The sequence below is a fragment of the Aeromonas sp. sif0611 genome (genome assembly GCF_019218845.1).
GTDB lineage: Bacteria > Pseudomonadota > Gammaproteobacteria > Enterobacterales > Aeromonadaceae > Aeromonas > Aeromonas media.
The window spans coordinates 115305-142304 of sequence record NZ_JAHUWU010000005.1; the positions used below are offsets into that span (position 1 = coordinate 115305).

Below are 27000 nucleotides of genomic sequence, written 5' to 3' on the forward strand. Positions count from 1 at the left end.
TAGGTAACCGCCAGGCGAGCAGAACAACCGATGGACCCGATACGGCTCGCCCGGCTGGCTTGCGTATCGAGGCCAAAGGTCTTGCAGAGCGATAGATGCTATCGCCGCTCATGCCATGGACCGGCAGATCCAAGAATGTTGACATGAGCCCTGCCCGGATCTCGGGCGGGTTGCTACTCCCCAATGACAGTGCGGGATTTTTACCAAGAGATGGGGCGCCCCACAAGGAAAATGGCGGCTCATCCCCCCGGCAAGTTGTAAGGGGATGTAACCACCCTACCCAGCAAACCCCTCGGATCTGCCCATAGAGACCCTGAACCCGTCCCAAGACCCTCGCCTTGGCACAGGCCTTGCTATGGGTTGACTACTGTCCACATTGACTTGGGAAGGGTGAACGATGAAACGGTGGATCCAACATTTTTACCAGCTGAATCGCCTCAACTGGCTAATGGTCTGGCTGCTGCTCTGCTGCAGCATCATATTGCTGTTCCCGGCCGGGCTGATGAAAGGCGCCGTGAGCCAGTGGGCCACGGTCCACGCCGCCTGGCTGGGGGTCGGCATGCTGATCGCCATCTCCTATTTCTGCAGCCAGGGTTTCCTGATTGCCTGGGAATGGGCCTGCGAAGAGTGGCAATCCCGCCGTCAGCAGGATCAGCTGGCCCAGATGATAGGATTCCTCGACTTCAACGAGAAGGCGGTGTTGCGGGAGTTCGTGCTGCAACGGAAAAGCGTCATAAACCTGCCGATCACCGAGCCCGCCGTCAAAAACCTGATGGATGCCGGGGTGCTGACCTATGCCTATGGCAAGCCGGTGCGAGAGAAGGAGGACGAAAACCAGATCCGCGCCCTGATGATTGCACTGCCGGCACGGCCGCTGCTGACCTACAAGGTGCTGGGGCTGTCGCGCGGCAAGATGAGCGACGAGCAGGTGGAGCAGATCATGAACGCCAGACCCAAGTTCGCCCAGAAGAGCTTCCAGCGCTGAGCCGTCACCATCCTTCATACAAAAGAGCCGGACACTGTCCGGCTCTTTGCTATCTGGCTGGGGCTACTCGGTTCTTGCCTTGAGATAACCGGCGTAGTCGGGCACCTGTACGCTGAATGCCTGCTGCATGTGCGGGCTGTCCATGATGAAGTCCGCCGTGGCTTCGTTGGTGGCGACCGGGATGTTCCAGACCGCCGCGAGACGCAGCAGCGCCTTCACGTCCGGATCGTGTGCCGCGGCATTGAGAGGATCCCAGAAGAAGATCATCACGTCGATCCTGCCCTCGGCGATCAGGGCGCCGAGCTGCTGATCGCCGCCCATGGGGCCAGAGAAGAGGCAGGTGATGGGGAGTTGTGCCTGCTTGCCGAGCAGGGTGCCCGTGGTGCCGGTCGCATAGAGGTGGTGGAGCTTGAGCTCCTCCTTGCGGCGCAGCACCCAGTTCAGCAATGGGGCTTTCATGTTGTCGTGAGCCACCAGGGCCACCCGCTTGTGGGGGGCCATCTCACGTGCAATCAATTCCATGGAGATCATCCGTAGCAAAGTGATGGAAATAGGGCCGTATCTTAATCGAAAGCGGCGCGTGCTGCTTTGCCCTGGATCGTAACTGTGATCACTGCAATGGTTCAATCCGGCTTGGGGCAGTGCCTCGTTCGCCGGATCCGGCGGTGCGTCCCGTTCCGTGAAGGGGGTTGGCTGACTTGGGGAAACAACCCGGTTGGCCACCTGCCTGGCAGACAGTAACGTCCGTATATTTCAAATTCATGCCTGGGCTTGAAGCTGGCGGCCCAGAAAAAACCCGCCTTGGCGGGTTGGGGGCAGATTATGATGACATCCGCACTCAGGATGACTCTGAATGAAGCTGGGATTGCTGGTAATTTTCCAGACCGATACGGGCGATCAGGTCGAGCTGGGTTTCCAGCCAGTCAACATGCTCCTCCTCGTCTTCCAGGATATCCTGGAACAGATCGCGGCTGACGTAATCCTGCACGGACTCGGCATAGGTGATGGCCACTTTCAGGTCGGGAATGGCATCCATTTCCAGTGACAGATCACAACGCAACATCTCCTCGACGGTCTCACCGATGCGCAGCTTGCCCAGATCCTGCAAGTTGGGCAGCCCTTCCAGAAACAGCACTCGCTTGACCAACTCGTCGGCATGTTTCATCTCATCGATGGACTCATGATATTCCTTGTGCCCGAGCCCCTTGAGGCCCCAGTCATCGTAGATGCGGGCATGCAGAAAATATTGGTTGATGGCAACCAGCTCATTGGCCAGCACCTTGTTGAGGTGGGCAATGATTTTGGGATCTCCTTTCATCGACATTACTCCTCATGTTCGAGCCTAGGGCACCGATCACTAGAGCTTAGTCGAGAAAAATGACCATAAAAAGATAGCGAATAGGCCCCCCAGAAAGGGAGAGCCTTCGCTCGATGAGGTGAGGTGTCGGGAAGAGGCGCTTCAGGCCACTTCGTAATAAAGGGGCGCCTGCTCCGACTCCATCTTGTCGACTTCGGCGGCAATGATCTCCATCGCCATGCGCACGCATTTGCCACATTGGGTACCGACTTCCAGCGACTGTTTCAACTGTTTGAACTCGGTCTTGCCTGCCTGTACCGCCTTGCGGATCTGGTTATCTGTGATGCCGCGGCACAAACACACGTACATATTAATGGACCTCATGCTGGAATGAGATGAAATCTAAATGAGAATGGTTCGTAGTGCAAAGAACGAATGGTAATAAGATCCCCTGCTTGCCAGTGATTCCCCCCTTGGGGAGAATGCAACCATCAGAGAGGAGACCAAGATGCTCAAGACACTATTCAGTGCCCTGTTCAAGGGGCAAGCTGCCCAGATAGCCGCTGTCACACCCACCGAATACGCCGGTTATCTCATTTATCCCGAACCCATGGCGGAAGGGGGGCAGTACAGGCTGGCCGGTCGCATCACCAGGGAGATCGACGGGCAATTACAGACTCATCGCTTCATCCGCTCCGATCTGTTCACCAACCCAGCCGACGCCGAGCGTTTCATGGTGCAAAAAGCCCATACCTTCATCGATCAGATGGGAGAGCGCATGTTTGAGCCACGGGTGAAGCCGGGCGACAGATCAGCCTCATGACCCCAGCCGAGGTGGATCTGTTGCGCCAAGGTCTCGCTCACGCCGGTGAGCGTCGACTGATCTGGCTGGAAGGGATCGAAGCCGATTGCATCACCCGCGCCGAACCCTTGCTGGGGGAGATGGTCTTCTGGCTGGGAGATGGCCCCGAGCACCATGGACCGTTGCCCGCTGCCAAGGCGCTACAACGGCTCGGTCAGGAGTGCGATACCCTGGTGTTCAACGCCTTCAGCGGTTTTCATCCCGATGCCTTCGGCGCCTTGGCGGGCACGCTGCGCGCCGGTGGCCTGCTGCTGCTGCTGACGCCTCCCAGGGATGCGTGGCCAGCCTATCCGGATCCCGACAGGTTGCGGCTGGTTGCCCAGCCCAAGGATGCCAAGCGGGCGGGTCATGGTTTTATCGCCCGCCTGGTGCGGCTGCTGACAGGGGATCCTGCCCTCTCCTTGGGCCCTCCCGTCGGCGTCGAGCCCTGGCGTCCTATTGACGCAAGCCGGCCACTCAGTGCCGATCAAGCCCGTGCGCTGCCGGCCATCCACAAAGTATTGCATGGTCATCGCCGTCGTCCGCTGGTGCTGAGCGCTGATCGTGGCCGTGGCAAGAGTGCGCTGCTGGGTCTGGCCGGCGCCGATCTGCTGCGCCAGGATCCCGGCCTGCAGATAGTGGTGACGGCTCCCGCCCAGGCGACGGTCGCCACGCTCTTTGCCCATGCCTCGGCGGCGCTGGCAGACACGCCTGAGCGGCTGACGGGGCTGACCTATGTGTCGCCAGACCGAGTCGCTCAAGGGGATGTGCAAGCGGATCTGCTGCTGGTAGATGAGGCCGCCGCCATTCCAACTCCACTGCTGGAGGCCATCCTGGCCCATCACAGCCGCATAGTGTTCGCTACCACCGAGCACGGCTATGAGGGGACGGGGCGTGGCTTTCATCTGCGTTTCAAGCGGGTGCTCGATAGGCAGACCCCGGATTGGCAGGAGCTGCATCTGGCTGAACCCATCCGCTGGAGTCGGCATGATCCGCTGGAGCCGCTGATCTTCCGGTTGCTCGGTCTCAATGCCGACATGGTGGCACCTCAACCTCCGAAGACACCGAGCTGGCGACGGCTGGCACAGGAGGCGCTGGCCTGGGATGAGGCGCTGCTCAATCGGGTGTTCGGCCTGCTCGTCCTGGCCCATTATCAGACCAGTCCCAGCGATCTGCGGTATTTGCTGGAGAGCCCGGACCTCGACATCCACCTGCTGGAGCAAGAGAGGGAGTTGCTCGGTGTTGCCCTGGTGGCTCGGGAAGGCAACATAGCGCCAGCGCTGGCTCATGATATCTGGGCTGGGCGACGACGTCCCCGCGGCCATCTGCTGCCCCAGTCGCTGCTGGCACACGCCGGTTTCATCACGGCAGGGGAGCGCACCTATGCCAGGGTGATGCGCATTGCCATCCATCCCTCCTTGCATCGTCTGGGACTGGGTTCTTTGTTGCTGGCTCAGCTGGAAACACACTACCGCACGCAGGGATACGACTATCTGGGGTCAGCCTTCTCTGCCAGTCCTGATTTGCTGCCATTCTGGCTCAAGGCGGGGTTGACGGCATTGCGCATCGGCCTGCAGCGAGATGCGGCCAGTGGCAGCCATGCGGCCTTGTTGCTCAAACCACTTAAAGCGGAACTCGATTCGGAACTGGCTCAATGGCGACGGCGCTTCGTGAGCCAGTTGCCCACCCTGCTGGCAGGAGAGCTCAAGGGGCTGGAGCCCGAATTGGTCTGGCTATGTCTGAGTGGTAACGTGGCCGTAGAGGTGCCCGAACTGGATGAGTTCGAGTATCAGGAGCTCGATTGCTTTGCCCATCATCACAAGCCGTTCGAGCTGTGCCAAGCAAGCCTGCAACGCTGGCTGGTCAGTCGGTTGACTGTGCTGGATGAACTGCTTCCCGACGAGCGTCGGCTGCTGATCGCCCCTATCTGGCAGTATGTGGACTGGAATGAGTTGGCAAAGACGTTGGGGGTTGCCGGCAAGCCTGCACTTATCAAGATGCTGCGCAGCCTGCTGGCCCGGCTGCTGGACAAACAGGCGCCCATGACCTGACGACGGACGACATGGCCGCGGCGGCACGAGATGACGACTGTGATCGCCACAGATGAACAAGGGGCCTGTGTGGCCCCTTCTCTTTTGTCGAGCGGCCCTGGCCGTTCGCTATCGGATATCTCCTGTGATTGCGCCATTCAGGGCAATGTCATGGGGCAATGGTCGCCACCAGCCCCCCCCCCTCGTTTACCCCGGATAGGATGCCAACTGCTCTGACGAGTCCCTCGTCGGCCGGCACCACTTTGGTTTTTTCAGAATATGGACTAATACTTGAGTGTGACTGAATGTTTAATAAATGCATTATTTTCAGATGGTTAGCATTTAAGCTGTCAATGCTTGCCATCTTTTCTAACGTGCACAGGGAGTGCAATGTGGGAAAAAATGCAATCAACCATGGCGCATGGATGGTGTGGCTTGCCAGCAGCAGTGTTTCCGCCAGCGACATCACATTCAACATGACACGCGGGGCGACCGCCATCAGCCAGCAGGTGTATGACCTGCATATGACGATCTTCTATATCTGCTGTGCCATTGGCCTGATCGTCTTCGGGGCCATGCTCTGGTCCATCGTCCACCACAGAAAGTCTCGCGGCGCCAAGGCCGCCCCATTCCACGAGAGTACCCGCATCGAGCTGTTATGGACGGCCATCCCGGTGCTGATCCTGGTCGCGATGGCGGCACCGGCGACCTCGACACTGCTGAAAATGGAGGATACCTCCAAAGCCGATCTCACCGTGCTTATCACGGGTTCGCAATGGAAATGGCATTACAAATACCTCGAGCATCCGGTGGAGTTTTACTCCTTGTTGGCGACCAGCAAGAAGCAGATCTCGGGCGACGAACCCAAGAGCGGCACCTATCTGCTGGAAGTAGATCAGCCTTTGGTGTTGCCCGTCGGCAAGAAGATCCGATTCCTGATGACCTCGGACGATGTAATTCATTCCTGGTGGGTGCCCGCCTTCGCCGTGAAGAAAGATGCCAATCCCGGTTACATCAACGAATCCTGGACCCGCATCGACAAGGCTGGCACCTACCGGGGGCAGTGTGCCGAGCTGTGCGGCAAAGACCACGGCTTCATGCCCATAGTGGTGGTGGCCAAGCCGGCCGGGGAGTTCGATGGCTGGATCGCAAAGACAGCGGCAGATCAGGCAGCTGTCAAGGCCCAGCAGCAAGACCTGGCCAGCCAGACCATGACGCTGTCGCAGGCCATGGAGCTGGGTGAGAAGGTGTTCCTGGGGCATTGCGCCGCCTGCCATCAGCCCGCGGGTACAGGCTTGCCCGGCATCTTCCCGGCCCTCAAGGGCAGCAAGGTGGCGACGCTGCCAGAACACAGGGCCCAGCACCTGGACATAGTCCTGCATGGCAAGAGCGGGACTGCGATGCAGCCCTTCGGCAAGCAGCTGACGGCGCAGGAACTCGCCGCCGTCGTGACATACGAGCGCAATGCCTGGGACAACAAGACCGGTGATGTCATTCAGGCTGCAGAGGTGCAGTCCCTTCTGAACCCAGTCGAACCAAACAAGGACAAGTGAGGCGCCAGCATGAGTGATGGAATCACGGATACCCTGCACAGCGAGCACGCCCACCAACCTGCATCGGGCCTGAAACGCTGGTTATACACCACGAATCACAAAGATATCGGCACTCTCTATCTGTTGTTCGCCCTGACCATGTTCTTCACCGGTGGCGCCATGGCCATGGTCATTCGAGCCGAACTGTTCCAGCCCGGTCTGCAACTGGTCGAGCCCCTGTTCTTCAACCAGATGACCACGGTACATGGCCTCATCATGGTCTTTGGCGCCGTGATGCCCGCCTTCACCGGTCTCGCCAACTGGCTGATCCCCATCATGATCGGGGCCCCGGACATGGCATTGCCCCGGATGAACAACTGGAGCTTCTGGATCCTGCCGTTTGCGTTTCTGATCCTGCTGTCGAGCCTATTCATGGAGGGTGGTGGCCCCAGCTCGGGCTGGACCTTCTATGCCCCCCTGTCCACCAAATACAGCGGCAACAGCACGGCGCTATTCGTCTTCGCCATCCACATCATGGGTATCTCCTCCATCATGGGAGCCATCAACGTCATCGTTACCATCTTCAACCTGCGGGCGCCGGGCATGGGCTGGATGAAGATGCCGCTGTTTGTCTGGACCTGGCTAATCACGGCCTTCCTGCTCATTGCTGTCATGCCGGTTCTGGCGGCGGCGGTGACCATGGTGCTGACGGACAAGTATTTCGGAACCAGCTTCTTCGACGCGGCCGGGGGAGGAGATCCTGTGATGTTCCAACACATCTTCTGGTTCTTTGGCCACCCTGAGGTGTACATCATGATACTGCCGGCCTTTGGCATCGTTTCCAGCATCATTCCCACCTTCTCTCGCAAGAAACTGTTTGGCTATCGCTCCATGGTCTATGCCACCAGCAGCATCGCCTTGCTCTCCTTCATGGTCTGGGCTCACCACATGTTTACGACTGGGCTGCCCGTGGTCGCCGAGTTGTTCTTCATGTACGCCACCATGCTGATCGCGGTGCCGACCGGGGTAAAGGTATTCAACTGGGTTGCCACCATGTGGCGGGGGTCACTGACGTTCGAGACCCCCATGCTGTTTGCCATCGCTTTCATCACCCTGTTCACCATAGGTGGCTTCTCGGGGTTGATGCTGGCCATGATCCCGGCCGATTTCCAATATCACGATACCTATTTTGTCGTGGCCCATTTCCATTATGTGCTGGTCACCGGTGCCGTCTTCTCGATCCTGGCAGCCGCCTATTACTGGCTGCCCAAATGGACGGGGCACATGTATGACGAACGGCTCGGGCAGTGGCACTTCTGGTGCTCGCTCATTTCGGTCAATGTGCTCTTCTTCCCCATGCATTTCGTCGGTCTTGCGGGCATGCCCCGTCGCATCCCGGATTACGCGCTGCAGTTTGCCGACTTCAACATGCTGATCAGTCTCGGCGGCTTCGCCTTCGGGTTGTCGCAGTTGCTGTTCGTCTGGGGGGTGATCAAGTGCATCAGGGGAGGGCAGCAGGCGAGCAATCAGGTATGGGAAGGGGCGGAGGGGCTGGAGTGGACGCTCTCATCCCCCCCTCCCTACCACAGCTTCAAGACTCCGCCAGAGGTGCGGTAAGGAGATCGTATGGCTCAGGTCAATCACGGTCCCCTGCTCAGAAAGCTGGCCCTGGTGGTGCTTGTCATGTTCGGGTTCGCCTTTGCGCTGGTGCCACTGTATGACGTCTTCTGCAGGATCACCGGTCTCAACGGCAAGACCGCAGTACAGCCGGCCACGGCAGAGCGGGCGGTGATCGACAGCAAACGGACCATCCAGATCGAGTTCCTTGCCCATGCGGACACCCGGATGCCGTGGCAGTTCAGCGGCGAAACGGCGCGGTTGTCGGTGCGGCCGGGTGAAATGAAGCTGGTCAATTATCGGGTGTTCAATCCCACCGATCGCACCATGATTGGTCAGGCGGTACCGTCAGTCTCGCCCGGTCCCGCCGCCGCCTATTTGAAGAAAGTGGAGTGCTTTTGCTTCAACCGTCAGGAGTTGCAGGCGGGAGAGAGCAAGCTGATGCCGCTCAAGTTTTATGTCGACCCCGATTTGCCCGACAACATAAACACCATCACGCTCTCCTATTCACTCTATGACATTACTCAGTCCACCCCAGCCCCGACGCTGGCGCAGAGGAAATAATCATGGCCAAAGTGAACCAGACGTATTATGTCCCGGACCAGAGCCGCTGGCCCATCATAGGGGCGGTGGCCTTGTTTTTCCTGGCTTTCGGGGCGGGGCATCTGGTCAATGAAGTGGCGAGCAAGCAGGACGGGGTCGGCCGGTATTTGATGATGGCTGGCGTTGCCTTGCTGGTCTTCATGCTGTTTGGCTGGTTTCGCCACATCATCCAGGAGTCCATGACCGGGCTCTACAGCGCCCAGATGGATCGCTCCTTCCGGCAAGGCATGGTCTGGTTCATCTTCTCCGAAGTGATGTTCTTCCTGGCCTTCTTCGGGGTGCTGTTTTATGCCCGCCAGCTTGCCATGCCCTGGCTGGACGGCGCGGGCAACAAGGCGATGACGGCCCAGTTGCTGTGGCCGGATTTCTCGGCGCACTGGCCCATGGTCAAGACCCCGGGAGGGACCACGACCCAGGCCATGCCCTGGCACGGTATCCCCCTCATCAATACCCTGATCCTGCTCGCATCCTCAGTCACCCTGCTGTTTGCACATACCGGCCTGGAAAATGGAAAACGCAGTCGTCTCAAGGGAATGCTGCTTGTGACCGTGGTGCTCGGGTTGGCATTCCTCTGGCTGCAAGGCTATGAATACCTGCATGCGTACCGGGATCTGGGGCTACGACTGGACTCCGGCATCTACGGCAATACCTTCTTCATCCTGACCGGATTCCATGGCTTGCATGTCACCCTGGGGACTGTATTCCTGCTGATCATCTGGTTGCGGATAGTGCTGAAGGATCACTTCACCGCCGAGCGCCACTTCGCCTTCCAGGCCGCGGCCTGGTACTGGCACTTCGTCGATGTGGTCTGGCTCTGCCTCTTCGTGTTCGTCTACCTGCTCTGAAGTCGGGATCAGTAAGGGCGCGGGTTGGGATCCAGCCAGCCCATCATCAAGGAGAGCAGCAGGATGACGACTACCAGTAGGGAAAAGAGCACCCGGCGCCCCAGCGGGGCCGACATCTTCTGGGGGTGACCCGTGGTCATCATCAACCAGAGGGCATGAAACAGCTGTCCTATGATGAGCAGCAGCATCAGTACCAGCACTATCTTGATCAACATGTTGGAGCCCTCCGTTATATGCGTGACATGGCAACATGGGATAAGCAGCGACCATGGCATCACAGGCGCTGGATCGTACTGATGTTCACTCTGGTTGTGACGGCCGGTTTGTGCAAGCTGTCGCTCTGGCAGTGGCAGCGCGGGATGGAGAAAGAGGCCTGGCTGGGACGGATGGCGGTGGCGCAGCAGGTGGCGCCAATGACGCTTGCCCGGATCGACTGGCGCAATCTTGAGTCACTGGATGGCCTGTCACTGGGAGGGGAGGTCGAATGGGTGTCCCCTCATGTCTGGTTGCTGGACAACCAGGCGGTGGCGGGCGAGATCGGCTATGACGTCATCATACCGGTACGCGCCGGTGATGCCCGTCCCTTGCTGCTGGTCAATCTGGGCTGGGTGCCTGCGCCCGCCAGCAGGCAGCAACTGCCAAGGCCCGTCATCCCGGCAACTCTGGATCTCGACGGTCTTCTGCGCACGGCCCCCGGCGGCATCCTGCTGGGTCAGAACATCGAATCCGGCCCCTATCCTAACCGGCTGCAGTCCATCAGGGTGGATGCCCTGAGCGAGATCCTCGGCTCGCCCCTCGCCGATGCCGTGTTTTATCAAAAGCACACTCCCTTCCTCCATCACTACCAGCCGAATGTCATGCCGCCCGAGAAGCACAGGGCATATGCAGTGCAATGGCTTGGGTTGGCGCTGGTGATGCTGGTGGGTGGCCTGGTGCTGACAAGGAGGTTGTCCCCATGAACTCATGGTCAAGATGGAAGGTACCTGTCTTCTTTGCGCTGGTGATACTGCTGCCTGTGGTTTTGGCTGCACTGACCCTGAGGCAGGGCTGGTATGAACCCGGCACCCGCAACAAGGGGGCCTGGTTGGATCAGGAGGTCTATCTGTTGCAGCCGCTCCCGCCCCATCAGAGCAAATGGCGGCTGGTCTATCTGGCCGCCCGGCGCTGTGAGGCGCAATGCCAGCAGGTGCCCGAGTTGATGTCGCGGATCCAAAGCGCCCTGGGCCGCAATCTGGACAAGCTGGATCTGGTGCAACTGACTGATACACCGCCGCGCGGGGCGAACGGAGCTGTGCGGGTAGGCGACATGATGCTGGTGGACTCGCAAGGGCTGGCCATCCTGCGCTACGAGGTACCGGCCAGCACGGCGGCGTGGCCACTGCTTGGCAAGGCCGTGCTGTCGGATCTGCAACAACTGCTCAAGTATCAGCGAGGTGTGCAATGAACGCGCACCTGAGGCCTGTGTCGTGTGTCATGTCGCCATCATCCGGGTACAAGCTTCAGAGGGGGGGCGTATGAACATACAGAAGAGGCTGGCATCGATCGCCATCGCACTGGCGGTGCTGGTCATCGTGCTCGGTGCCTATACCCGGCTGACGGATGCCGGGCTGGCCTGCCCCGATTGGCCCGGTTGTTACGGCTCCCTGGCCGTCCCCCAATCCGTGCATATGGAGCGGGCAGCCCAGCTCTACCCGGATACGCCGCTGGAGCCTCACAAGGCGCGCAGCGAGATGGTTCATCGCTACTTCGCCGGTGTGCTGGGTGGTGTGATTGCGTTGCTGTTCATGCTGAGCTGGCGCGCTGGCGGTCGTCTGCGTCACCTCTCGGGGGTCTTGCTGGTGCTGGTGGTTGGGCAGGCGGCGTTGGGCATGTGGACGGTGACGCTGGCACTGCACCCTCTGGTAGTGACCACCCATCTGCTGGGTGGGTTCGCCATCCTGACCCTGCTCTGGCTCTATCGGGCCGAGCTTGCGCGCTCCGCCGCGAACGCGCCCGTCTGCCGCGGTGAGGGCTTGCCCTGGCTGGGTAATGCGGCCTGCGGTGTGCTGCTGCTTCAGATAGCGCTGGGTGGCTGGACGTCGGCGAACTATGCGGCCATGGCCTGCGTCGAGCTGCCTCTCTGTCAGGGGAGCTGGCAGGCGCAGCTGAACTGGGAGGAAGCCTTTCATCTGCCGCTCGGCCACGCCAGCTATGAGTTCGGGGTGTTGAGCAAGGAGGCGCGCCAGACCATCCATATCGCCCATCGTCTGGGAGCCCTTGCCACCGCCCTGCTGGTGGGGGGCTTTGCCCTCGCTCTGATCCATCAGGGGGCCCCGTTGCGCTTCCTGGGGGGGGGCTTGCTGGCCCTGCTGCTGGTGCAAATTGCCTTGGGGCTGGCGAATGTCCACCTGGCCCTGCCGTTGGCCAATGCCCTCGCGCACAACCTGGTGGCGGCCCACCTGCTGGTGTGTTGTGTGCTGGCCCGTGGGCGGCTCTCCCGCCCCCGGCTTTCCCCTTCGCTGTCGCCTGAGGCGATCAGGAGTCAGACATGAACAGCAAGTCATTGGCCCGCTTCATCGACACCCGGCTGTTGCGGGACTACTACCAACTGACCAAGCCCAAGGTGGTGGCCTTGCTGCTGCTGACCGCCTGGGTCGGCATGCTGCTGGCCGAGCCGACCCAGGCCTCACTGGACGAGATGGTGCTGGGACTGACGGGGATAGGGCTGCTGGCTGCGGGGGCCGCGGCCATGAATCACTCTCTGGATCACGGCATCGATGCCCAGATGCGCAGAACGCGCTGGCGACCGGTCGCCATGGGGCGGATCGGGCCTAAGTCTGCGATGGTGTTTGCGCTCTGGCTGGCGTTGACGGGCTTCGTCCTGCTCTATTGGGGCGTGAATCCTCTGACCGCCTGGCTGACCCTGGCCAGCCTGTTTGGCTATGCGGTCGTCTATACCCTGCTGCTCAAGCGGGCCACACCACAGAACATCGTCATCGGCGGGTTGGCAGGGGCCATGCCACCGCTGCTGGGCTGGACCAGCATCACGGGAGGGCTCTCGGCCGAGCCCTGGCTGCTGGTGATGATCATCTTCACCTGGACGCCGCCCCACTTCTGGTCCCTGGCCATCCACAGACGTGATGACTATGCCGGTGCGAACATTCCCATGCTGCCCGTCACCCATGGCATCGCATTCACCAAGACGGCAATCCTGCTCTATCTGATGATCCTGACCCTGGTCTGCCTGCTGCCCTACCTGATCGGCATGTCCGGGCTGCTTTATCTGATCGGCAGTCTGGCGTTGAACCTCGGGTTCTGCTGGCATGGCTGGTTGCTGAAGTATTCGGATCGCCCCGGTCAGGCGATGCGCACTTTCCGCTTCTCCATCTATCACCTGATGTTGCTGTTTGGTCTGCTTATTCTGGATCACCACTGGTTGTGGCGGCTGTCATAGGGGGGAAGTATCTGGCAGGGGATATGGGTAGTGGTTTGCACATTCAGGCTGGCCCCGAGGCCAGCCTGAATCATGTTCAGAGCTTGACCATGATGTGGCGCGGCACCGTGTAGTCTTCCAGCGCGTAGAGGGAGAGATCCTTGCCGTAGCCGGACATCTTCATGCCGCCGTGGGGCATCTCGGAGGTGAGCATGAAGTGGGTGTTAATCCAGGTACAGCCGTACTGCAAGTGGCTGGCCACCTTGCTGGCAAGGCCGAGATCCCGGGTCCAGACCGAGCTGGCGAGGCCGTAGTCCGAGTCGTTGGCCCACTGCACCACCTGCTCGGCGTCGCTGAAGCGGGTCACCGACACCACCGGGCCGAATACCTCCCGGCGCACGATTTCATCCTCCTGGCGGGCATGGGCGATCAGGGTCGGCTCGAAGAAGAAGCCGTTGCCGGGGCGGATCTTGCCCCCCGCCGTCACCTCCACGTGACCGCTGCTCTGGGCCCGCTCCACGAAGCTGGCCACCCGGTTGCGCTGCCGGTCAGAGATGAGCGGCCCCATCTCCACCCCCTCCTCGCGTGGACCGCCCACCTTGATGGAGGCCACCGCCTCGGTCATGGCGGCGACGAACTTGTCGTAGATCTTGCCCTGAGCGTAGATGCGGCAGGCGGCGGTGCAATCCTGGCCGGCGTTGTAGAAGCCGAAGGTGCGAATGCCCGCCACTACGGCCTCCAGATCCGCATCGTCGAAGATGATGACCGGCGCCTTGCCCCCCAGCTCCAGGTGGGTGCGCTTCATGGTGCGGGCGGCGCTCTGCAGGATCTTCTGGCCGGTGGCGATGTCACCGGTGAGCGACACCATGCGCACCAGCGGGTGCTCCACCAGCGGCGCCCCTACGCTCTCGCCCCGGCCGCAGACGATGTTGATGACGCCGCGCGGGAAGAGCTCGCTGGCGAGCTCCGCCAGGCGCAGAGCGGTGAGCGGGGTCTGCTCGGAGGGCTTGAGCACCACCGTATTGCCGGCGGCGAGCACGGGGGCCATCTTCCAGGCCGCCATCATCAGCGGATAGTTCCAGGGGGCAATGCTGCCCACCACCCCGATGGGGTCGCGGCGGATCATGCTGGTGTGCCCCTCGATGTACTCCCCCGCCAGCGGCCCCTGCAGGCAGCGGGCGGCGCCGGCGAAGAAGCGGAAACAGTCCACCACCGCAGGCAGCTCGTCATTGAGCACCGCCAGATAGGGTTTGCCGCAGTTGAGGGATTCTAGCGCCGCAAACTCCTCGGCGTGGCGCTCGATGGCATCGGCCAGGCGCAGCAGCAGGGTGCTGCGCTGGGCCGGGGTGGTGCGGCTCCACTGGGCGAAGGCGCGCTGGGCACCGTTCACCGCCCGGTTCACCTGCTCGAATGAAGCTTCTGGCACCGAGGCGAGAAGCTCCCCGGTGGCCGGGTTGAGGATGGGCTCGGCCGGGCCGTCACCGGTGACGAACTGACCGTCGATCAAGAGTTGGGTAGAGAGTTTCATGGTTGCATCCTTGCGCACGCGTTGAGTCGTTATTTGCCACTGCCGGCGACGTCTTGGCCGTCGCGGGTGAGGTAGTAGGCAAGCAGAATGGGAATGGTGGTGAAGGCCACTATGATGAGCGCCACCACGTTGGTGACCGGCCTGTCCCGTGGCCGGATCAGCTCCTGATACATCCAGATCGGCAGTGTGGTTTGCTGACCAGCGGTGAAAGTGGTGACGATCACCTCGTCAAAGCTGAGCGCAAACGCCAGCATGCCCCCCGCCAGCAGCGCGGTGGCGAGGTTGGGCAGGATCACGTAGCGCAGGGTCTGGAAGCCGTCGGCACCGAGATCCATCGACGCCTCGATGAGGCTCTGGTTGGTGCGGCGAAAGCGCGCCAGGGCATTGTTGTAGACCACCACCACGCAGAAGGTGGCGTGACCGATGACGATGGTCCAGAAGCTGAAGGGGATCTCCATCACCCCGTAGGCGGAACGCAGCGCGATGCCGGTGACGATGCCGGGCAGGGCGATGGGCAGCACCAGCAAGAGCGATACCACCTCCTGACCGAAGAAGCGGCTGCGGGCGATGGCCCCCGCCGCCAGGGTGCCGAGCACCATGGCGGCCAGCGTCGCCAGTCCCGCTACCTCCAGCGACAGCTGGATGGCACGCCACACGTCGGGGCGGTTGAGGGTCACCTCGAACCACTTGAGAGTGAGCCCGGGCGGTGGGAACTGGTAGCTCTTGCTCTCGCTGGTGAAGGCGTAGAGGAAGATGAACAGGATCGGAAAGTGCAGGAACAGGAGGCCGCCGATGGCCGCGTACTTGAGCAGGCCGGAAGGCTGGCTGCCATGGTCCCGTTTCATGGAGGTATTAGAGCGCATCGAAGGCCCCCAAGCGTTTTGCGATGGTGAGGTAGATGGCGATGATAAGGATCGGCACCAGCGAGAAGGCGGCGGCGAAGGGCAGGTTGCCCGCTGTACCCTGCTGCATGTAGACCACCTGACCTATGTACATGGTGGAGTTGCCTATGATGCCGGGGATGATGTAGTCCCCCAGCGTCAGGGAGAAGGTGAAGATGGAACCCGCCACCACGCCGGGCAGGGCCAGCGGCAGGATCAGGGTGCGAAAGGTCTGGGCCGGGGTGGCGCCGAGATCGCCGCTTGCCTCAAGCAGGGAGCGCGGGATCCGCTCCACCGCTGCCTGGATGGGTAGGATCATGAAGGGCAGCCAGACGTAGACGAACACGATGAAGGTACCGATGCGCGAGAACGACAGCGACGGCCCCCCGATCACCGGCAGGGAGAGGATGGCGTCCAGCAGCCAATCCAGCCCCAGGGTGTCTGCCAGCCAGCTGATGACCCCCTCTTTGGCCAGGATCAGCTTCCAGGCGTAGACCCGCACCAGATAGCTGGACCAGAGCGGCAGCATGATGCCGACGTAGAACAGGGCCCGGGTCTTGCCGCTGGTGTAGCGCGCCATGTAGTAGGCCACCGGAAAGCCGAGCAGGGCGCAGGCCAGGGTCACCAGCAGCGACATGCCGACGGTACGGCCGATGACGTCGAGATTCTCCGCCCGCAGCAGGGCGACGAAGTTCTGCAGCCCCAGTTCGTGGCGGATCTGGCCGCTGAATTCGTCCAGCCCGAAGAAGGCGTTGGAGAGCAGCATCAGCAGGGAGCCGACATAGATGATGCCGAGCCAGAGCAGGGGTGGCCCGAGCAGGATGGCCAGCAACAGACCCGGCCGCCCGTAGAGCAGGGTGGAGAGGCGCCGCAGCGGCCGATAGGAGAGGGGGGCAGTGGGTTGGCTCATGGCAAGGCTCGCACTGTGGGGGGCGCTCATGGTTGAGCTCCCTGAGGGGCGGTGTGCAGGCGATGGATCGCCTGCTCCGGCCAGCTGAGGCTGACCCGGGCGCCACGGGGCAGGCGGGCCTGGCCCTCGTTGGGGTGGTTGACGATGAGCTCGAGCTGCTCGCCGAGATCGACCCGGTAGCGCACGAAGGGACCGAGGTACTCCACCTCGCGCACCTCCCCGGACCAGCCGGGCGTGCCAGCCTCGGCGAGCCTGATCCGCTCCGGGCGCACCATCATCTGCCGCGCATCGCCGCACAGACGGCGGGCCTGCTCCCCCTCGAACAGGTTGACGGTGCCGACAAAGCGGGCCACAAACGGCGTCGCCGGGGCATCGTAGATGGTATCCGGCGCGGCGATCTGCTCGATCTTGCCCTGATTGAAGATGCAGATGCGGTCGCTCATGGAGAGCGCCTCCTGCTGATCGTGGGTGACGAAGATGAAGGTGATGCCGAGTTGGCGTTGCAAGGCTTTGAGTTCGAGCTGCATCTGCTCGCGCAGCTTGAGGTCGAGCGCCCCGAGCGGTTCGTCCAGCAGCAGGATACGTGGCTGGTTGATCAGGGCCCGGGCGATGGCGATGCGCTGGCGCTGGCCGCCGGAGAGCTGGCCCGGTTTGCGGTTGCCGACGCCGGGCAGGCGCACCAGATCCAGCATCTCGTCCACCTTGCGGTAACGCTCCGCCTTGGCGACGCCCTTGAGCATCAGGCCATAACCGATGTTGTCGCGCACATCCATGTTGGGAAACAGGGCGTAGTCCTGAAACACGGTATTGAGGTTGCGATCGTAGGGGGGCACGGTGGAGCAGGGCTCGCCGAACAGCCGGATCTCTCCCTCGCTTGGGTATTCGAAGCCTGCGATCATCCGCAGGCAGGTGGTCTTGCCGGAACCGCTCGGCCCCAGCAGGGTGAAAAACTCGCCGGCCGGGATCTGGAAGGAGATGTTATCGACCGCCTTCACCTCGCCATAGTGGCGGCTGACCCGGTCAAATTGTACGGCGTTCATGGGACGTCCTTGTCTGTGTGGGAAAAGGCCGGACTCCTGTCCGGCCCGCCGGATAGTGCGTTGTCAGCTCAGGCTCAGCGACCACCCAGGATGGCGATATAGTCCGAGACCCAGCGATAGTAGGGCACACAGGTTCCCTGGCTCTTGCACTGGGAGACGGGGGTACGCCAGAAGTGAACCCGATCGAAGTTGTCGATGCCGTTGGTCTTGCAGCCCTCTTTCCCGAGCAGGGCGTTGCCCTCGCAGGCGGCGGGCACCACGGGCACGGAGCCGAACCAGGAGGCGAGATCCCCCTGCAACTTGTTGTTCAGGGAGTGCTCCAGCCACTTATAGGCACAGGTGAGGTTCTTGGCCTCGTTGTGCACCATGCTGGTGTCGGCCCAGCCGGTGACGCCCTCCTTGGGCACAGTCGTGGTGATGGGCTGCTTGTCGGCGATCAGGGTATTGGCCTGGAACGGCCAAGAGCCGGAGGCCACCACCCCCTCGTTCTTGAAATCATCTATCTGGACAAAGGCGTCGTGCCAGTAGCGCCCCACCAGCTGGCGCTGCTTGCGCAGCAGATCGAGGGAGGCTTTGTATTGCTCCTCGTTCAGTTCGTAAGGATCCTTGATGCCGAGCGCGGGCTGGTGGCTCATCAGATAGAGGGCGGCGTCTGCGATGTGGATGGGGCCATCGAACGCTTGCACCCGCCCCTTGTTGGACTTGCCGTCCGGCAGGGTCTGCTCCTCGAACACTACACTCCAGGAGTCGGGCGCCTTGGGGAACACCTTGGTGTTGTACATCAATATGTTGCCGCCCCACTGGTAGGGCACGCCATAGTGCTTGCCATCTACCGTGTGCCAGGGGGCATTCTGCAGGCGGGGGTCTATCTTGCTGTAGCTCGGGATGAGCGCCAGGTTGAGCGCCTGCACCTTGCCACCGGCGATGAGGCGCAGGCTGGCGTCGCCGGAGGCAGTCACCAGATCGAAGCCTCCCTCGTTCATCAGGGCCACCATCTCGTCCGAGGTGGCGGCCGTCTTGACGCTGACCTTGCAGCCGGTCTCCTTCTCGAAGCCGGTTACCCAGTCGTAGTTCTTGTCGGTCTCGCCGCGCTCCACGTAGCCGGCCCAGGCCACGATATTGAGCTGGCCTTCACCCTTGCCGAGTTCGGTCGGGGCGGCCTGGATCTGGCCTGCCAGCAGGGCAGGGATCAGGGCCAGGGTCAGGGGGGTCAGTTTCATCTTGCTCTCCTTGCATGAACTGGAGCCATGCGATACCGCAATGGCACTTAACATCCTGTTAACCAGTCATGAGCGTAGGAGAAGGCAGTGGGAATGAGAATTTCAATTTTTAACGCCAGAGGTATCTGCCAAATCTATATCGAGTGCAGATGAATCTTATTTTTGATGGCGGCGCGACGATCACCCTGAGGGCGCTGGCTAGCGGGAGGTCGGCTGGCGGGCCCGCAGCCGGCTCTGATCCCGCGCTATGTCGATGAACTCGCGGGCGGTCCAGTCGAGCCGCGAACCGCGGCGCCACACCAGGCCGATGTCGATGGCAGGGATGGGTTCCTTGATGGGGCGGGCCTCGACCCGCTCCTGTTCCAGCGACCAGGGGCGATAGGCAAAGTCCGGCAGCAGGGCGACCCCGAGCTGGCTCGCCACTAGGCTGCGCACCGCCTCCACCGAGGCGGTGCGCAGCACAGTGCGGGGGGAGATGCCGTAGCGGCGCAGGCCGCCGCCGATGATCTGGTCCAGCTGATCGGCGGTCAGCGAGATCATGGGCTCGTCACCCAATGCTTTGAGGGAGAGGGTCGATTCGGCGCAGAGCGGGTGGTTGGCGGCGAGCCAGACCCTCAGTGGCGAGCGGGTCAGCAGTTCGGTATCGAACGCCTCCTGGCGTATGGTGCGGTTGGTCATCAGTATTCCCACGTCCACCTCGCCGTTGACGATCTGATGCTCCAGAAACGGCTGCTCATCCTCCTTCACCTCGATGCGCACCGCCGGAAAGGCGCGGCGAAAGCGGCCTATGGCCTCCGACAGGTAGTAGCCGGCCACCAGCGTCGTCACCCCTATGGTGAGCTGCCCCTGATCCTGCTGGGCCACCGCCTTGAGGGACTGGCCGGCTTCGGTCATGGCGCCGAGAATGCGCCTGGCATGGAGCAGGAACTGGTGGCCCTGGGCCGTCAGGGTGACGCCACGCGGGTTGCGCTCGAACAGGGCCGCGCCGAGCTCGGTCTCCAGCTCGCGGATGGCGCTGGTGACTGCCGACTGGGAAATGTGCAGCTCGGCGGCGGCGCGGCTGACCGAGAAGCTGTCGGCCACGGCCACGAAGTAACGGATCTGGCGAAAGGTAAAATTCATCTGGGCATCCTGCCACGGGCGACGAGGTTGGCTGCCAGCTTAACCCCGAACTTCCCCCAAGCAAAAGGCGCCGTGATGGCGCCTTTATCAGTATTTTTCCTGCTGTTAGCGGGAGCTGGCCGCCTCGATCACCGGCACCCGGTTCACCGCCTTGCCCAGATAGGCGAGGGTGATGGTCACTATGATGCAGGTGAAGCTGAGCCACATGTAGGGCAGGTAGTCGAGTGTGGCCACCCCCAGCACCCCGGCCATGAAGATGCCGTTGTCGCTCCAGGGCACCATGCCGCAGGTGAGGGTGCCGCCGAACTCGGCGTTGCGGGAGAGGTTCTTGCGCGCCAGTCCCAGCCGGTCGTAGTTCTTGGCCATGATCTTGGGGGTCAGGATCAGGGATACATACATGGCGGAACCGAACACGTTGGCCAAGAAGGCGGTGCCTATGGTGTGGCTGGTCAGGCTGCCGACGCTGTTGATGCGCTTCTCGAAGGCGCTGGCGATCACTGCCAGTATGCCGACCTTCTCCAGCAGGCCGCCAAAGCCCAAGCCGAAGATGATGACGGCCACCGAGCCCAGCATGGACTCCATGCCGCCGCGACCCAGGATGTTGTCGATGAAGTCGACGCCTGAGGTGATGGCGAACGGGCTATAGGCGGAGTGCATCGCCTTGACCGGATCCATGTCCTGGAAGGCGATGGCCCAGACAAGGCCGAGCAGGGCGCCGAAGCTGATCACCGGGAAGGCGGGTTTGCGGTTCGCCAGCAGGCCCAGCACCAGCACCACCGGCACAATGGCCAGCGGGGTGATGTTGAACTGCTTGTCGAGGGCCTCCATCACCAGGTTGACCTGCTCCAGGCTGACGTTGCCGGAGTATTGCATGCCGACCACGGTGAACAGGGAGGCGGTGATGACGTAGGAGAACAGACTGATGGGCAGCATCCCCTTGATGTGCTCCACCACGTCGACGTTGGACATGGTCGAGGCCAGCACCACTGAGTCGGAGAGGGGGGATAGCTTGTCACCGAAGTAGACGCCGGAGAGCACGGCACCGGCTACCAGGGGGGCAGGGACGCCCAGGCTGTGGCCTATGCCCATCATGGCGATCCCCGCCGTAGCGGCAGAGCCCCAGGAGGTGCCGGTAGCCAGCGAGGTGAGGGAGCAGATGATCAGGGTCGCCAGCAGGAAGATGGAGGGGTGTATCACCTTGAGGCCGAAGTAGATGATGCTGGGGACTATGCCGCCGGCGATCCAGGTGCCCACCAGGGCACCGACGGAGACCAGTATCAATATGGCCCCCATCCCCTTGGCGACGCCGTCGACGGCCGCCTGCTCCAGGGACTTGTAATCATGACCTAGCCGGATGCCGAGCCCCATGATGACGAACCAGGCGATGAACAGTGCCAGCTGGATCGGCAGATCGAGCACGCTGGTGAACGAAAAGGCCAGGGCCAGGAAAATGGCCAGACAGGCAAAGACCTGCGCCATGCCAGGCAATCGGATGTGGTTTTGTTGGTTTTGCATAGATACTTCCTAAACTCTTGCTCGCCAAGGTCGGTCCCTCTCGTCCTGTGGATACACGTATCCCGAGGGGCCGGCCCAAAAAGAGGCCGCAATCTACCACAAACCAGGGGCGCAAAATCCCAACTTATTTAGCAAAAATGCATTAATGTTTGATAAATCTACTCATTAGTTGATCTCATCGGCGCTTTTTTTGAATATCAGGCCGATGCAGGGCAAATAGCCAAAACCCATAGAGAAGTCCGATTGTACTCTCCACAGTCACAAACGATAATCGTTATCGTTTGATTCTATGGGTAGCATCATCATGATCTGGATAGTGCGGTGTCTCTTGCTGGCAGCCTTGCTGGCGGTGTTGGGCTGGGGTCAGGACAAGGCATACGGCCTGTGGAGTCTGGGCTTCTTGCTGGCCGCCTGGGTCATGCTGGAACCCAGGCTGAGGCCGGCGCTGATCCTGCTGCCGGTCGCGGGCATGACGGGGGTCGTCACCCTGCTCTGGCAGCAAAGCTGGCTATAGGAGCCGTTCAGCGGGAAGGGACGGCCTGGATCTTGTCGTAGGCCTGGCGGAGGGAGGCGATGACCTTCTGCTCCATCTCGGTGCGTTCGGCATCCGGGGTGAAGTAGATCATGTCGACGTTGTGGCGTATGTAGTGAGAGGGGAGTTGATTGAGGGTCAGGCAACAGAGATCGGCTAGTTGGTAGGGGGTCAGTGTCTGGTTAAGTCCCTGTTTTTCTATCTCTTTGAGCACCAGATGCTCATAGAAGTTGTGAATGTCGGTATCCAGGATCATGGGAAAACCCCTGTGGTGGCATGGCATCTTCAACAGCATAGCCATGACAGGGGCAAAAACAACAAAAGGCCCATCACTTTCGTGATGGGCCTTTTTGCATGATGAATGGTGCGAAGAGAGGGACTCGAACCCTCACATCCGTGGGACACTAACACCTGAAGCTAGCGCGTCTACCAATTCCGCCACCTTCGCACACTGATTTTCTCCAGCTGGTTTTTAAATGCGGTTGGAGCGCATTGCTCTGTGTTTACATGTCAGAATCATGGTGCGAAGAGAGGGACTCGAACCCTCACACCCGGGGGGCACTAACACCTGAAGCTAGCGCGTCTACCAATTCCGCCACCTTCGCACATTGGGGTTATCAGTCTGGATTTACATGCTGTCTGATAAAAGCATGGTGCGAAGAGAGGGACTCGAACCCTCACACCCGGGGGGCACTAACACCTGAAGCTAGCGCGTCTACCAATTCCGCCACCTTCGCACATTGGGGTTATCAGTCTGGTTTTACATGCTGTCTGATAAAAGCATGGTGCGAAGAGAGGGACTCGAACCCTCACATCCGTGGGACACTAACACCTGAAGCTAGCGCGTCTACCAATTCCGCCACCTTCGCACATTGTCATCAATCTTGTTTTACATGCCATCGATGAAGCATGTTGCAGTATGGTGCGAAGAGAGGGACTCGAACCCTCACATCCGTGGGACACTAACACCTGAAGCTAGCGCGTCTACCAATTCCGCCACCTTCGCATCACTGCGGTGGGGGATTCTATAGAGTTTTGGGGGGGCGTCAACAGCCAAAGGGGACTTTTTTCGCTGTTGACGGATAAAGCCGTATCAAGGGCACAAAACTTCAGCAATCTGGGTCACGCCGGAGTCAGTGCGTCCTGATACATCTGCTCGTACAGGGGGACGGAGTCGGCCCAGTCGAAACGGGTGTGCATGGCATTTTGCTGCACGCGGGCAAACCGCTCGGGTTCCTGCAGGTAGTGGAGCAGGCTGCGGCGCATGGCATCGAGCAGGGTGCTGGCGGTGGGATCGTTGAAACAGAAGCCGGTCGCCCTGGCGGGATCGGCATCCCAGTCCACCACAGTATCCTTGAGTCCGCCGACGGCTCTCACCAGCGGCAGGGTGCCATAGGCCAGGCTGTACATCTGGTTGAGGCCGCAGGGCTCGAACAGGGAGGGCATCAGGAAGAAGTCGGCGCCCGCTTCCACCAGGTGGGCCAAACGGTCGTCATAGGCATTGATGAAGGCGAACCGGTCGGGATGTTGCTGGGCTATGGTCTGCAACTGGGCGGCGAGGGAAGGGTCGCCCGAGCCCACGATCACCACCTGGACCTGGTGTTGCAGGAACTTGTCCAGCGCCGGGATAAGCAAATGCACCCCTTTCTGCTCGGTCAGACGACACACCATGCCATAGATGGGCAAGTTGCCGACGGGCAGCCCCGTCTCCTGCTGCAGTGCCCGTTTGCAGGTGTGTTTGCCGGCCAGGTGGTCGGCGTCATAGGTGGCGGGCAGCAGGGGATCGAAGGCAGGATCCCAATCCTGATAGTCACAACCGTTGAGGATGCCGCGCAAGTCGCTCGCCCGCTGCTGGAACACGCTGGCCATGCCGTGAGCCCCCAGGTGTGTCAGCAGCTCGCTGGCATAGTTGGGGCTGACCGCATTGATCTTGTCTGCGTAGAGCACACCGCACTTGAGCAGGTTGATGTGACCGTAGTCGTAGTTGATGCGCTGCTCGTAGTCCTGGATCTCCGGCACTGCCCAGAACTGCTGGCGATCGAACACCCCCTGAAAAGCCGCATTGTGGATGCTGATGACAGACCGGGTGCGCTGGAAGAAGGGATTGTGAGCGTGGCGCGTCTTGAGCAGCAGCGGCAGCAGGCCGGTGTGCCAGTCGTTGCAGTGGACTATGTCAGGGGCGAAGTTCAGCTGCTCGCAGGCGTGCAGGGCCGCCGCCGCGAGGAAGGCGAAACGTTCACCGTTGTCGGGATAGGCCTGATTGTTCTCGGCATAGAGCTGGGGCCGCTCGAAATAGGCTGGGCAATCGAGCAGATAGACGCAGATCCCGTCCAGTTCCAGCTGGTAGATTCGATAGCTGATGTCGTCCCGCCCCTGGGGGGTGGGCAACCAGCGCGAGGCGAGCAGTCTGGCTTCATCCCGGCGCTTTAGCGTCTGGTAGAAGGGCAGGATGATGCGAACGTCGTGACCCTCCCGGGCGAGATGCTGCGGCAGGGCCTTGGCCACATCCGCCAGGCCCCCGGTCTTCACAAGCCCCTCAACCTCCGAGGCGACAAACAGGACTTTCAGTGGGTTAATAGCCAACTCTTGCTCCCTTAGGTACCACGACGATACCGCCTTCGGATACGGTAAACCGCTCTCTGTCATGGTCCAGATTCTCACCGATCACGGTGCCGGGTGCAATTTCAACGTTTTTGTCGATGATGGCGCGTCGAATTGAGCAGCCTTCACCTATCTTCACATCCCCGAGCAGCACGGACTCGCTGATGTGGCTGCAGGGGCCTATGTTGCAGCGAAAACCCAGGATGGAGCGCTGGATCTGGCTGCCCTGAATGAAGCAACCGCCGGAGATCAAGGAGTTGGCAATCTTGACCTTGCAGTCATCGGTGTCGATGAAGGTGGCGGGGGGCAGCGGCGGATAGTGGGTGTGCAGCGGCCACTTGCGATTGTAGAGGGAGAAGGGGGCGTCGTCGGCCACCAGGTCCATGTGGGCCTGCCAATAGGAGTCGAGAGTCCCCACATCACGCCAGTAGACGTTGGGCTTCTCACCCGGGATCACGTTGGTGCTGTAGTCATAGACATAGACGGGAGCGCGCGGGAACAGGCTGGGGATGATGTCCTTGCCGAAATCGTGGCTGGAATTCTCCTCGGCGGCATCGCGCTTGAGCTCACGGTAGAGCGCCTCGGTCTCGAAGATGTAGTTGCCCATGGAGACCAGAGCCTGAGTGGGATCTCCAGGGATGGGCTTCGGATGCCTGGGTTTCTCTTCAAACCCTATCATGCGGCCTTCCTGATCCACCTCGATCACCCCGAAGGCACTCGCCTCCTCGATGGGCATGCGCAGGGCTGCCACGGTGAGGGCAGCGGCCTTCTGCTTGTGGAAGCTAACCATCTGGCTCACATCCATCTTGTAGATGTGGTCGGAACCGAAGATGCAGACGTGCTCGGGGTCGGAGATTTCGATGAAGCGCAGGTTCTGATAGATGGCGTCGGCCGTGCCGTCATACCAGCGTTTACCCATCCGCATCTGAGCCGGAATGGGATCGATGAAACGATCCGTGATGCCGACGATGTTCCAGCCTTTCTTCATGTGCAGGTAGAGGGACTGGGACTTGAACTGGGTGAGCACGTAGATGCGCAGGAAGTCGGCGTTGACGAAGTTGTTGAGGACGAAGTCGATCAAGCGGTAGCTGCCACCGAATGGGACAGAGGGCTTGCTGCGGGTGGTGGTCAGTGGCTGCAGTCGGGTTCCTTCGCCGCCAGCCAGTATCATGGTGAGTATGCCTGCCATCGTATTTCTCTCCCTGAATTCATACCTTGAAAAGGTTTTCATGTCGCTGCGAAAAAACACCCCTAAAGGGGTGGTAAACGTTTTCTTGGTACCTTAACAGATCCCTTCTGGCACTCTCTACTTGTTTTATTACAACCGTTGCACTTATTTAGGCTTTGCTCAGATACACCTTGAATTTGCCATCGCCGGCGATCACCTCGGTCCGTTTGAAGTGCGTCTCCAGTATAGGTTGGTAACGCAGGAAGGCATTGGCGACTATGGTCAGGGCGCCATCGGCGGTGAGAAATTCGGGTGCCCTTGCCAGGAAGGTTTCGGTAGCGGCATAGAAGGTCTTGAGCCCGGCATGGAAGGGGGGATTCGAGACGATATGTTGGAATCTTTCGGCAATATCAGAGTAGACATCAGAGGCATAGACTCGCCCCTGCAGACCGTTGACCGCCAGGGTGCGGCGGCTGGATTCGAGCGCAAGGGCGCTGATGTCCACCATGTTCACCGTCAGTGCCGGGTTGCGTTTGGCCAATATCGAGCCGATGACGCCGGCGCCACAGCCAAAGTCGAGCAGCTTGCCCTGCATGGGTGGGAGGCTCGCCAACAGCATCTGGCTGCCGAGATCCAGCCCGTCGGCGCTGAAGACTCCTGGCAGTGCCATGACGGTCAGCTCGGTATCGCCGGCCTTGCATTCATAACGGCTGAACCAGGCATCCAGCTCGAACGGGGCGACCGGCTTGCCGAGCTCGCCATGATAGAGGGAGCAGCGGCGGGCCGAGTCGCGTTTGACCGGTTTCTCACCATAGGGAGCCAGCAGCTTGTCGGCCCCGTTGATGCCGCCGCGGTTCTCGCCAGCGAGGAACAGCTCGGCGCCAGGCTCCAGCAGCGGGGCCATCATGGCCAGCAGATATTGCGCCTCGGCCTTGGCCTTGGGTATCAGCAGCAGCAGGGCATCGAAGCGAGGGCTCCCGCCGAGCTGGTGATCGAACAGGATGCGCTCACCCAGGGCCGCCTGCTGGCTGCGGTAATAGCAGTAATCCGTGGTGAAGACCGTCAGGGAGTCGGTCAGCTCGGCCAGTTGACGAGGGTAATCATCCTCCAGGGCACCACACACCAATAGCCGTTTGCCGACAAAGAGGGCTTGATTACGTTCCAGCATCTGGCTGACGGCACTGACAGGACGGCTCATTGGGACTCTCCACACTTTTTTGGGCGGCCATTATACATGGCCGCTTTCGCCTTGACATTTATGCCGTGTTCCCGAAATATGCCCAGACACCTTATTTATCCAGAGATGATGCAATGCGGTCAT

27 protein-coding genes, 5 tRNA genes and 1 riboswitch are annotated in these 27000 nt (G+C 60.9%); of the genes, 12 read left to right on the forward strand and 20 right to left on the reverse strand.

The features are described 5' to 3' along the window. Positions 1–87: 87 nt before the first annotated feature. Positions 88–194: riboswitch (yybP-ykoY riboswitch) on the reverse strand. Between the two features lie 203 nt (positions 195–397). After that, positions 398–985 carry a superinfection exclusion B family protein gene (locus KW824_RS13530; protein WP_005330454.1) on the forward strand — a complete coding sequence of 196 codons (588 nt, stop codon included), beginning with the start codon at positions 398–400 and terminating at the stop codon, positions 983–985. A gap of 63 nt (positions 986–1048) precedes the next feature. On the opposite strand, the gene KW824_RS13535 is transcribed toward KW824_RS13530, so the two are convergent. The 3 genes from KW824_RS13535 to KW824_RS13545 all read right to left on the reverse strand — a co-directional run bounded on the left by KW824_RS13535 (position 1049) and on the right by KW824_RS13545 (position 2651). Next, complete coding sequence (locus KW824_RS13535) at positions 1049–1507, reverse strand: methylglyoxal synthase (RefSeq protein ID WP_041204943.1); 459 nt, start codon at positions 1505–1507, stop codon at positions 1049–1051. A 316-nt stretch (positions 1508–1823) separates the two neighbouring features. After that, positions 1824–2303: a bacterioferritin gene (gene bfr, locus KW824_RS13540; RefSeq protein ID WP_041204945.1), complete on the reverse strand. Its 480-nt coding sequence runs from the start codon at positions 2301–2303 to the stop codon at positions 1824–1826. A gap of 141 nt (positions 2304–2444) precedes the next feature. After that, the gene (locus KW824_RS13545; protein ID WP_041204947.1) at positions 2445–2651 is read right to left on the reverse strand and encodes a bacterioferritin-associated ferredoxin; all 207 of its coding nucleotides are present in this window, start codon (positions 2649–2651) and stop codon (positions 2445–2447) included. Positions 2652–2790: 139 nt separating this feature from the next. Here KW824_RS13545 and KW824_RS13550 point away from each other — a divergent pair, with 139 nt between their 5' ends. The 6 genes from KW824_RS13550 to KW824_RS13575 all read left to right on the forward strand — a co-directional run bounded on the left by KW824_RS13550 (position 2791) and on the right by KW824_RS13575 (position 9750). Further along, on the forward strand, positions 2791–3105 hold the full coding sequence (locus tag KW824_RS13550; RefSeq protein WP_218410052.1) for an HlyU family transcriptional regulator: 315 nt from the start codon (positions 2791–2793) through the stop codon (positions 3103–3105). Next, on the forward strand, positions 3102–5174 hold the full coding sequence (locus KW824_RS13555) for a tRNA(Met) cytidine acetyltransferase TmcA (protein WP_218410053.1): 2073 nt from the start codon (positions 3102–3104) through the stop codon (positions 5172–5174). The genes KW824_RS13550 and KW824_RS13555 overlap by 4 nt, the downstream gene beginning before the upstream one ends. A 371-nt stretch (positions 5175–5545) precedes the next feature. Continuing rightward, a complete protein-coding gene (gene coxB, locus KW824_RS13560) occupies positions 5546–6706 on the forward strand; it encodes a cytochrome c oxidase subunit II (RefSeq protein ID WP_371316621.1) in 1161 nt (386 codons plus the stop codon). A 9-nt stretch (positions 6707–6715) separates the two neighbouring features. Next, positions 6716–8302 (forward strand): cytochrome c oxidase subunit I, encoded by a 1587-nt coding sequence (gene ctaD, locus KW824_RS13565; RefSeq protein ID WP_041204949.1) that lies wholly within the window; start codon positions 6716–6718, stop codon positions 8300–8302. A gap of 9 nt (positions 8303–8311) precedes the next feature. After that, complete coding sequence (locus KW824_RS13570; RefSeq protein WP_218410054.1) at positions 8312–8866, forward strand: cytochrome c oxidase assembly protein; 555 nt, start codon at positions 8312–8314, stop codon at positions 8864–8866. 2 nt (positions 8867–8868) lie between these two features. Then, positions 8869–9750 (forward strand): cytochrome c oxidase subunit 3, encoded by an 882-nt coding sequence (locus KW824_RS13575; RefSeq protein WP_111911046.1) that lies wholly within the window; start codon positions 8869–8871, stop codon positions 9748–9750. 8 nt (positions 9751–9758) lie between these two features. Here the strand turns inward: KW824_RS13575 and KW824_RS13580 are convergent, their stop codons facing one another. After that, entirely contained in the window at positions 9759–9965 is a 207-nt protein-coding gene (locus tag KW824_RS13580; protein WP_218410055.1) for a DUF2909 family protein, read from the reverse strand. An 81-nt stretch (positions 9966–10046) separates the two neighbouring features. On the opposite strand from KW824_RS13580, the gene KW824_RS13585 reads away from it, so the two are divergent. From KW824_RS13585 to cyoE, 4 genes are all read left to right on the forward strand, one after another. Then, on the forward strand, positions 10047–10709 hold the full coding sequence (locus KW824_RS13585) for an SURF1 family protein (protein ID WP_218410056.1): 663 nt from the start codon (positions 10047–10049) through the stop codon (positions 10707–10709). Further along, positions 10706–11194: a hypothetical protein gene (locus tag KW824_RS13590; protein ID WP_218410057.1), complete on the forward strand. Its 489-nt coding sequence runs from the start codon at positions 10706–10708 to the stop codon at positions 11192–11194. Before KW824_RS13585 ends, KW824_RS13590 begins: the two co-directional genes overlap by 4 nt. A 70-nt stretch (positions 11195–11264) precedes the next feature. After that, on the forward strand, positions 11265–12281 hold the full coding sequence (locus tag KW824_RS13595; RefSeq protein WP_218410058.1) for a heme A synthase: 1017 nt from the start codon (positions 11265–11267) through the stop codon (positions 12279–12281). After that, on the forward strand, positions 12278–13183 hold the full coding sequence (cyoE, locus tag KW824_RS13600; RefSeq protein ID WP_005330425.1) for a heme o synthase: 906 nt from the start codon (positions 12278–12280) through the stop codon (positions 13181–13183). Before KW824_RS13595 ends, cyoE begins: the two co-directional genes overlap by 4 nt. A 76-nt stretch (positions 13184–13259) precedes the next feature. Here the strand turns inward: cyoE and KW824_RS13605 are convergent, their stop codons facing one another. The 7 genes from KW824_RS13605 to nhaC all read right to left on the reverse strand — a co-directional run bounded on the left by KW824_RS13605 (position 13260) and on the right by nhaC (position 21378). Continuing rightward, positions 13260–14690, reverse strand: a complete 1431-nt coding sequence (locus KW824_RS13605) for a gamma-aminobutyraldehyde dehydrogenase (RefSeq protein WP_215270087.1) — start codon at positions 14688–14690, stop codon at positions 13260–13262. Between the two features lie 29 nt (positions 14691–14719). Continuing rightward, positions 14720–15535, reverse strand: coding sequence for an ABC transporter permease (locus KW824_RS13610; protein ID WP_019840685.1), 816 nt, complete (start codon positions 15533–15535; stop codon positions 14720–14722). Positions 15536–15542: 7 nt separating this feature from the next. Next, positions 15543–16511: an ABC transporter permease gene (locus KW824_RS13615; protein WP_218410059.1), complete on the reverse strand. Its 969-nt coding sequence runs from the start codon at positions 16509–16511 to the stop codon at positions 15543–15545. Next, positions 16508–17521 (reverse strand): ABC transporter ATP-binding protein, encoded by a 1014-nt coding sequence (locus KW824_RS13620; protein ID WP_218410060.1) that lies wholly within the window; start codon positions 17519–17521, stop codon positions 16508–16510. Before KW824_RS13620 ends, KW824_RS13615 begins: the two co-directional genes overlap by 4 nt. Positions 17522–17595: 74 nt before the next feature. Then, positions 17596–18741 (reverse strand): ABC transporter substrate-binding protein, encoded by a 1146-nt coding sequence (locus KW824_RS13625; RefSeq protein ID WP_218410061.1) that lies wholly within the window; start codon positions 18739–18741, stop codon positions 17596–17598. 198 nt (positions 18742–18939) lie between these two features. After that, complete coding sequence (locus KW824_RS13630; protein WP_218410062.1) at positions 18940–19863, reverse strand: LysR family transcriptional regulator; 924 nt, start codon at positions 19861–19863, stop codon at positions 18940–18942. Positions 19864–19968: 105 nt separating this feature from the next. After that, positions 19969–21378: a Na+/H+ antiporter NhaC gene (nhaC, locus tag KW824_RS13635; RefSeq protein ID WP_218410063.1), complete on the reverse strand. Its 1410-nt coding sequence runs from the start codon at positions 21376–21378 to the stop codon at positions 19969–19971. Positions 21379–21682: 304 nt separating this feature from the next. On the opposite strand from nhaC, the gene KW824_RS13640 reads away from it, so the two are divergent. Further along, positions 21683–21892 carry a hypothetical protein gene (locus KW824_RS13640; protein WP_041206801.1) on the forward strand — a complete coding sequence of 70 codons (210 nt, stop codon included), beginning with the start codon at positions 21683–21685 and terminating at the stop codon, positions 21890–21892. Positions 21893–21899: 7 nt separating this feature from the next. Here KW824_RS13640 and KW824_RS13645 read toward each other — a convergent pair whose 3' ends face one another. The 9 genes from KW824_RS13645 to rsmC form a co-directional block, all read right to left on the reverse strand. Then, a complete protein-coding gene (locus KW824_RS13645; RefSeq protein WP_161507516.1) occupies positions 21900–22166 on the reverse strand; it encodes a late competence development ComFB family protein in 267 nt (88 codons plus the stop codon). 106 nt (positions 22167–22272) lie between these two features. Next, a tRNA-Leu gene (locus KW824_RS13650) sits at positions 22273–22358 on the reverse strand. 71 nt (positions 22359–22429) lie between these two features. Beyond that, a tRNA-Leu gene (locus KW824_RS13655) sits at positions 22430–22515 on the reverse strand. Between the two features lie 46 nt (positions 22516–22561). After that, a tRNA-Leu gene (locus tag KW824_RS13660) sits at positions 22562–22647 on the reverse strand. Between the two features lie 46 nt (positions 22648–22693). Then, positions 22694–22779 (reverse strand) — tRNA-Leu (locus tag KW824_RS13665). Positions 22780–22830: 51 nt separating this feature from the next. Continuing rightward, positions 22831–22916: transfer RNA gene (locus KW824_RS13670), tRNA-Leu, on the reverse strand. Between the two features lie 116 nt (positions 22917–23032). After that, positions 23033–24493 carry a glycogen synthase GlgA gene (gene glgA / locus KW824_RS13675; RefSeq protein WP_218410064.1) on the reverse strand — a complete coding sequence of 487 codons (1461 nt, stop codon included), beginning with the start codon at positions 24491–24493 and terminating at the stop codon, positions 23033–23035. Beyond that, complete coding sequence (glgC, locus tag KW824_RS13680; RefSeq protein WP_005327542.1) at positions 24483–25700, reverse strand: glucose-1-phosphate adenylyltransferase; 1218 nt, start codon at positions 25698–25700, stop codon at positions 24483–24485. The genes glgA and glgC overlap by 11 nt, the downstream gene beginning before the upstream one ends. 148 nt (positions 25701–25848) lie before the next feature. Beyond that, on the reverse strand, positions 25849–26877 hold the full coding sequence (rsmC, locus tag KW824_RS13685) for a 16S rRNA (guanine(1207)-N(2))-methyltransferase RsmC (protein WP_218410065.1): 1029 nt from the start codon (positions 26875–26877) through the stop codon (positions 25849–25851). Positions 26878–27000: the final 123 nt, after the last annotated feature.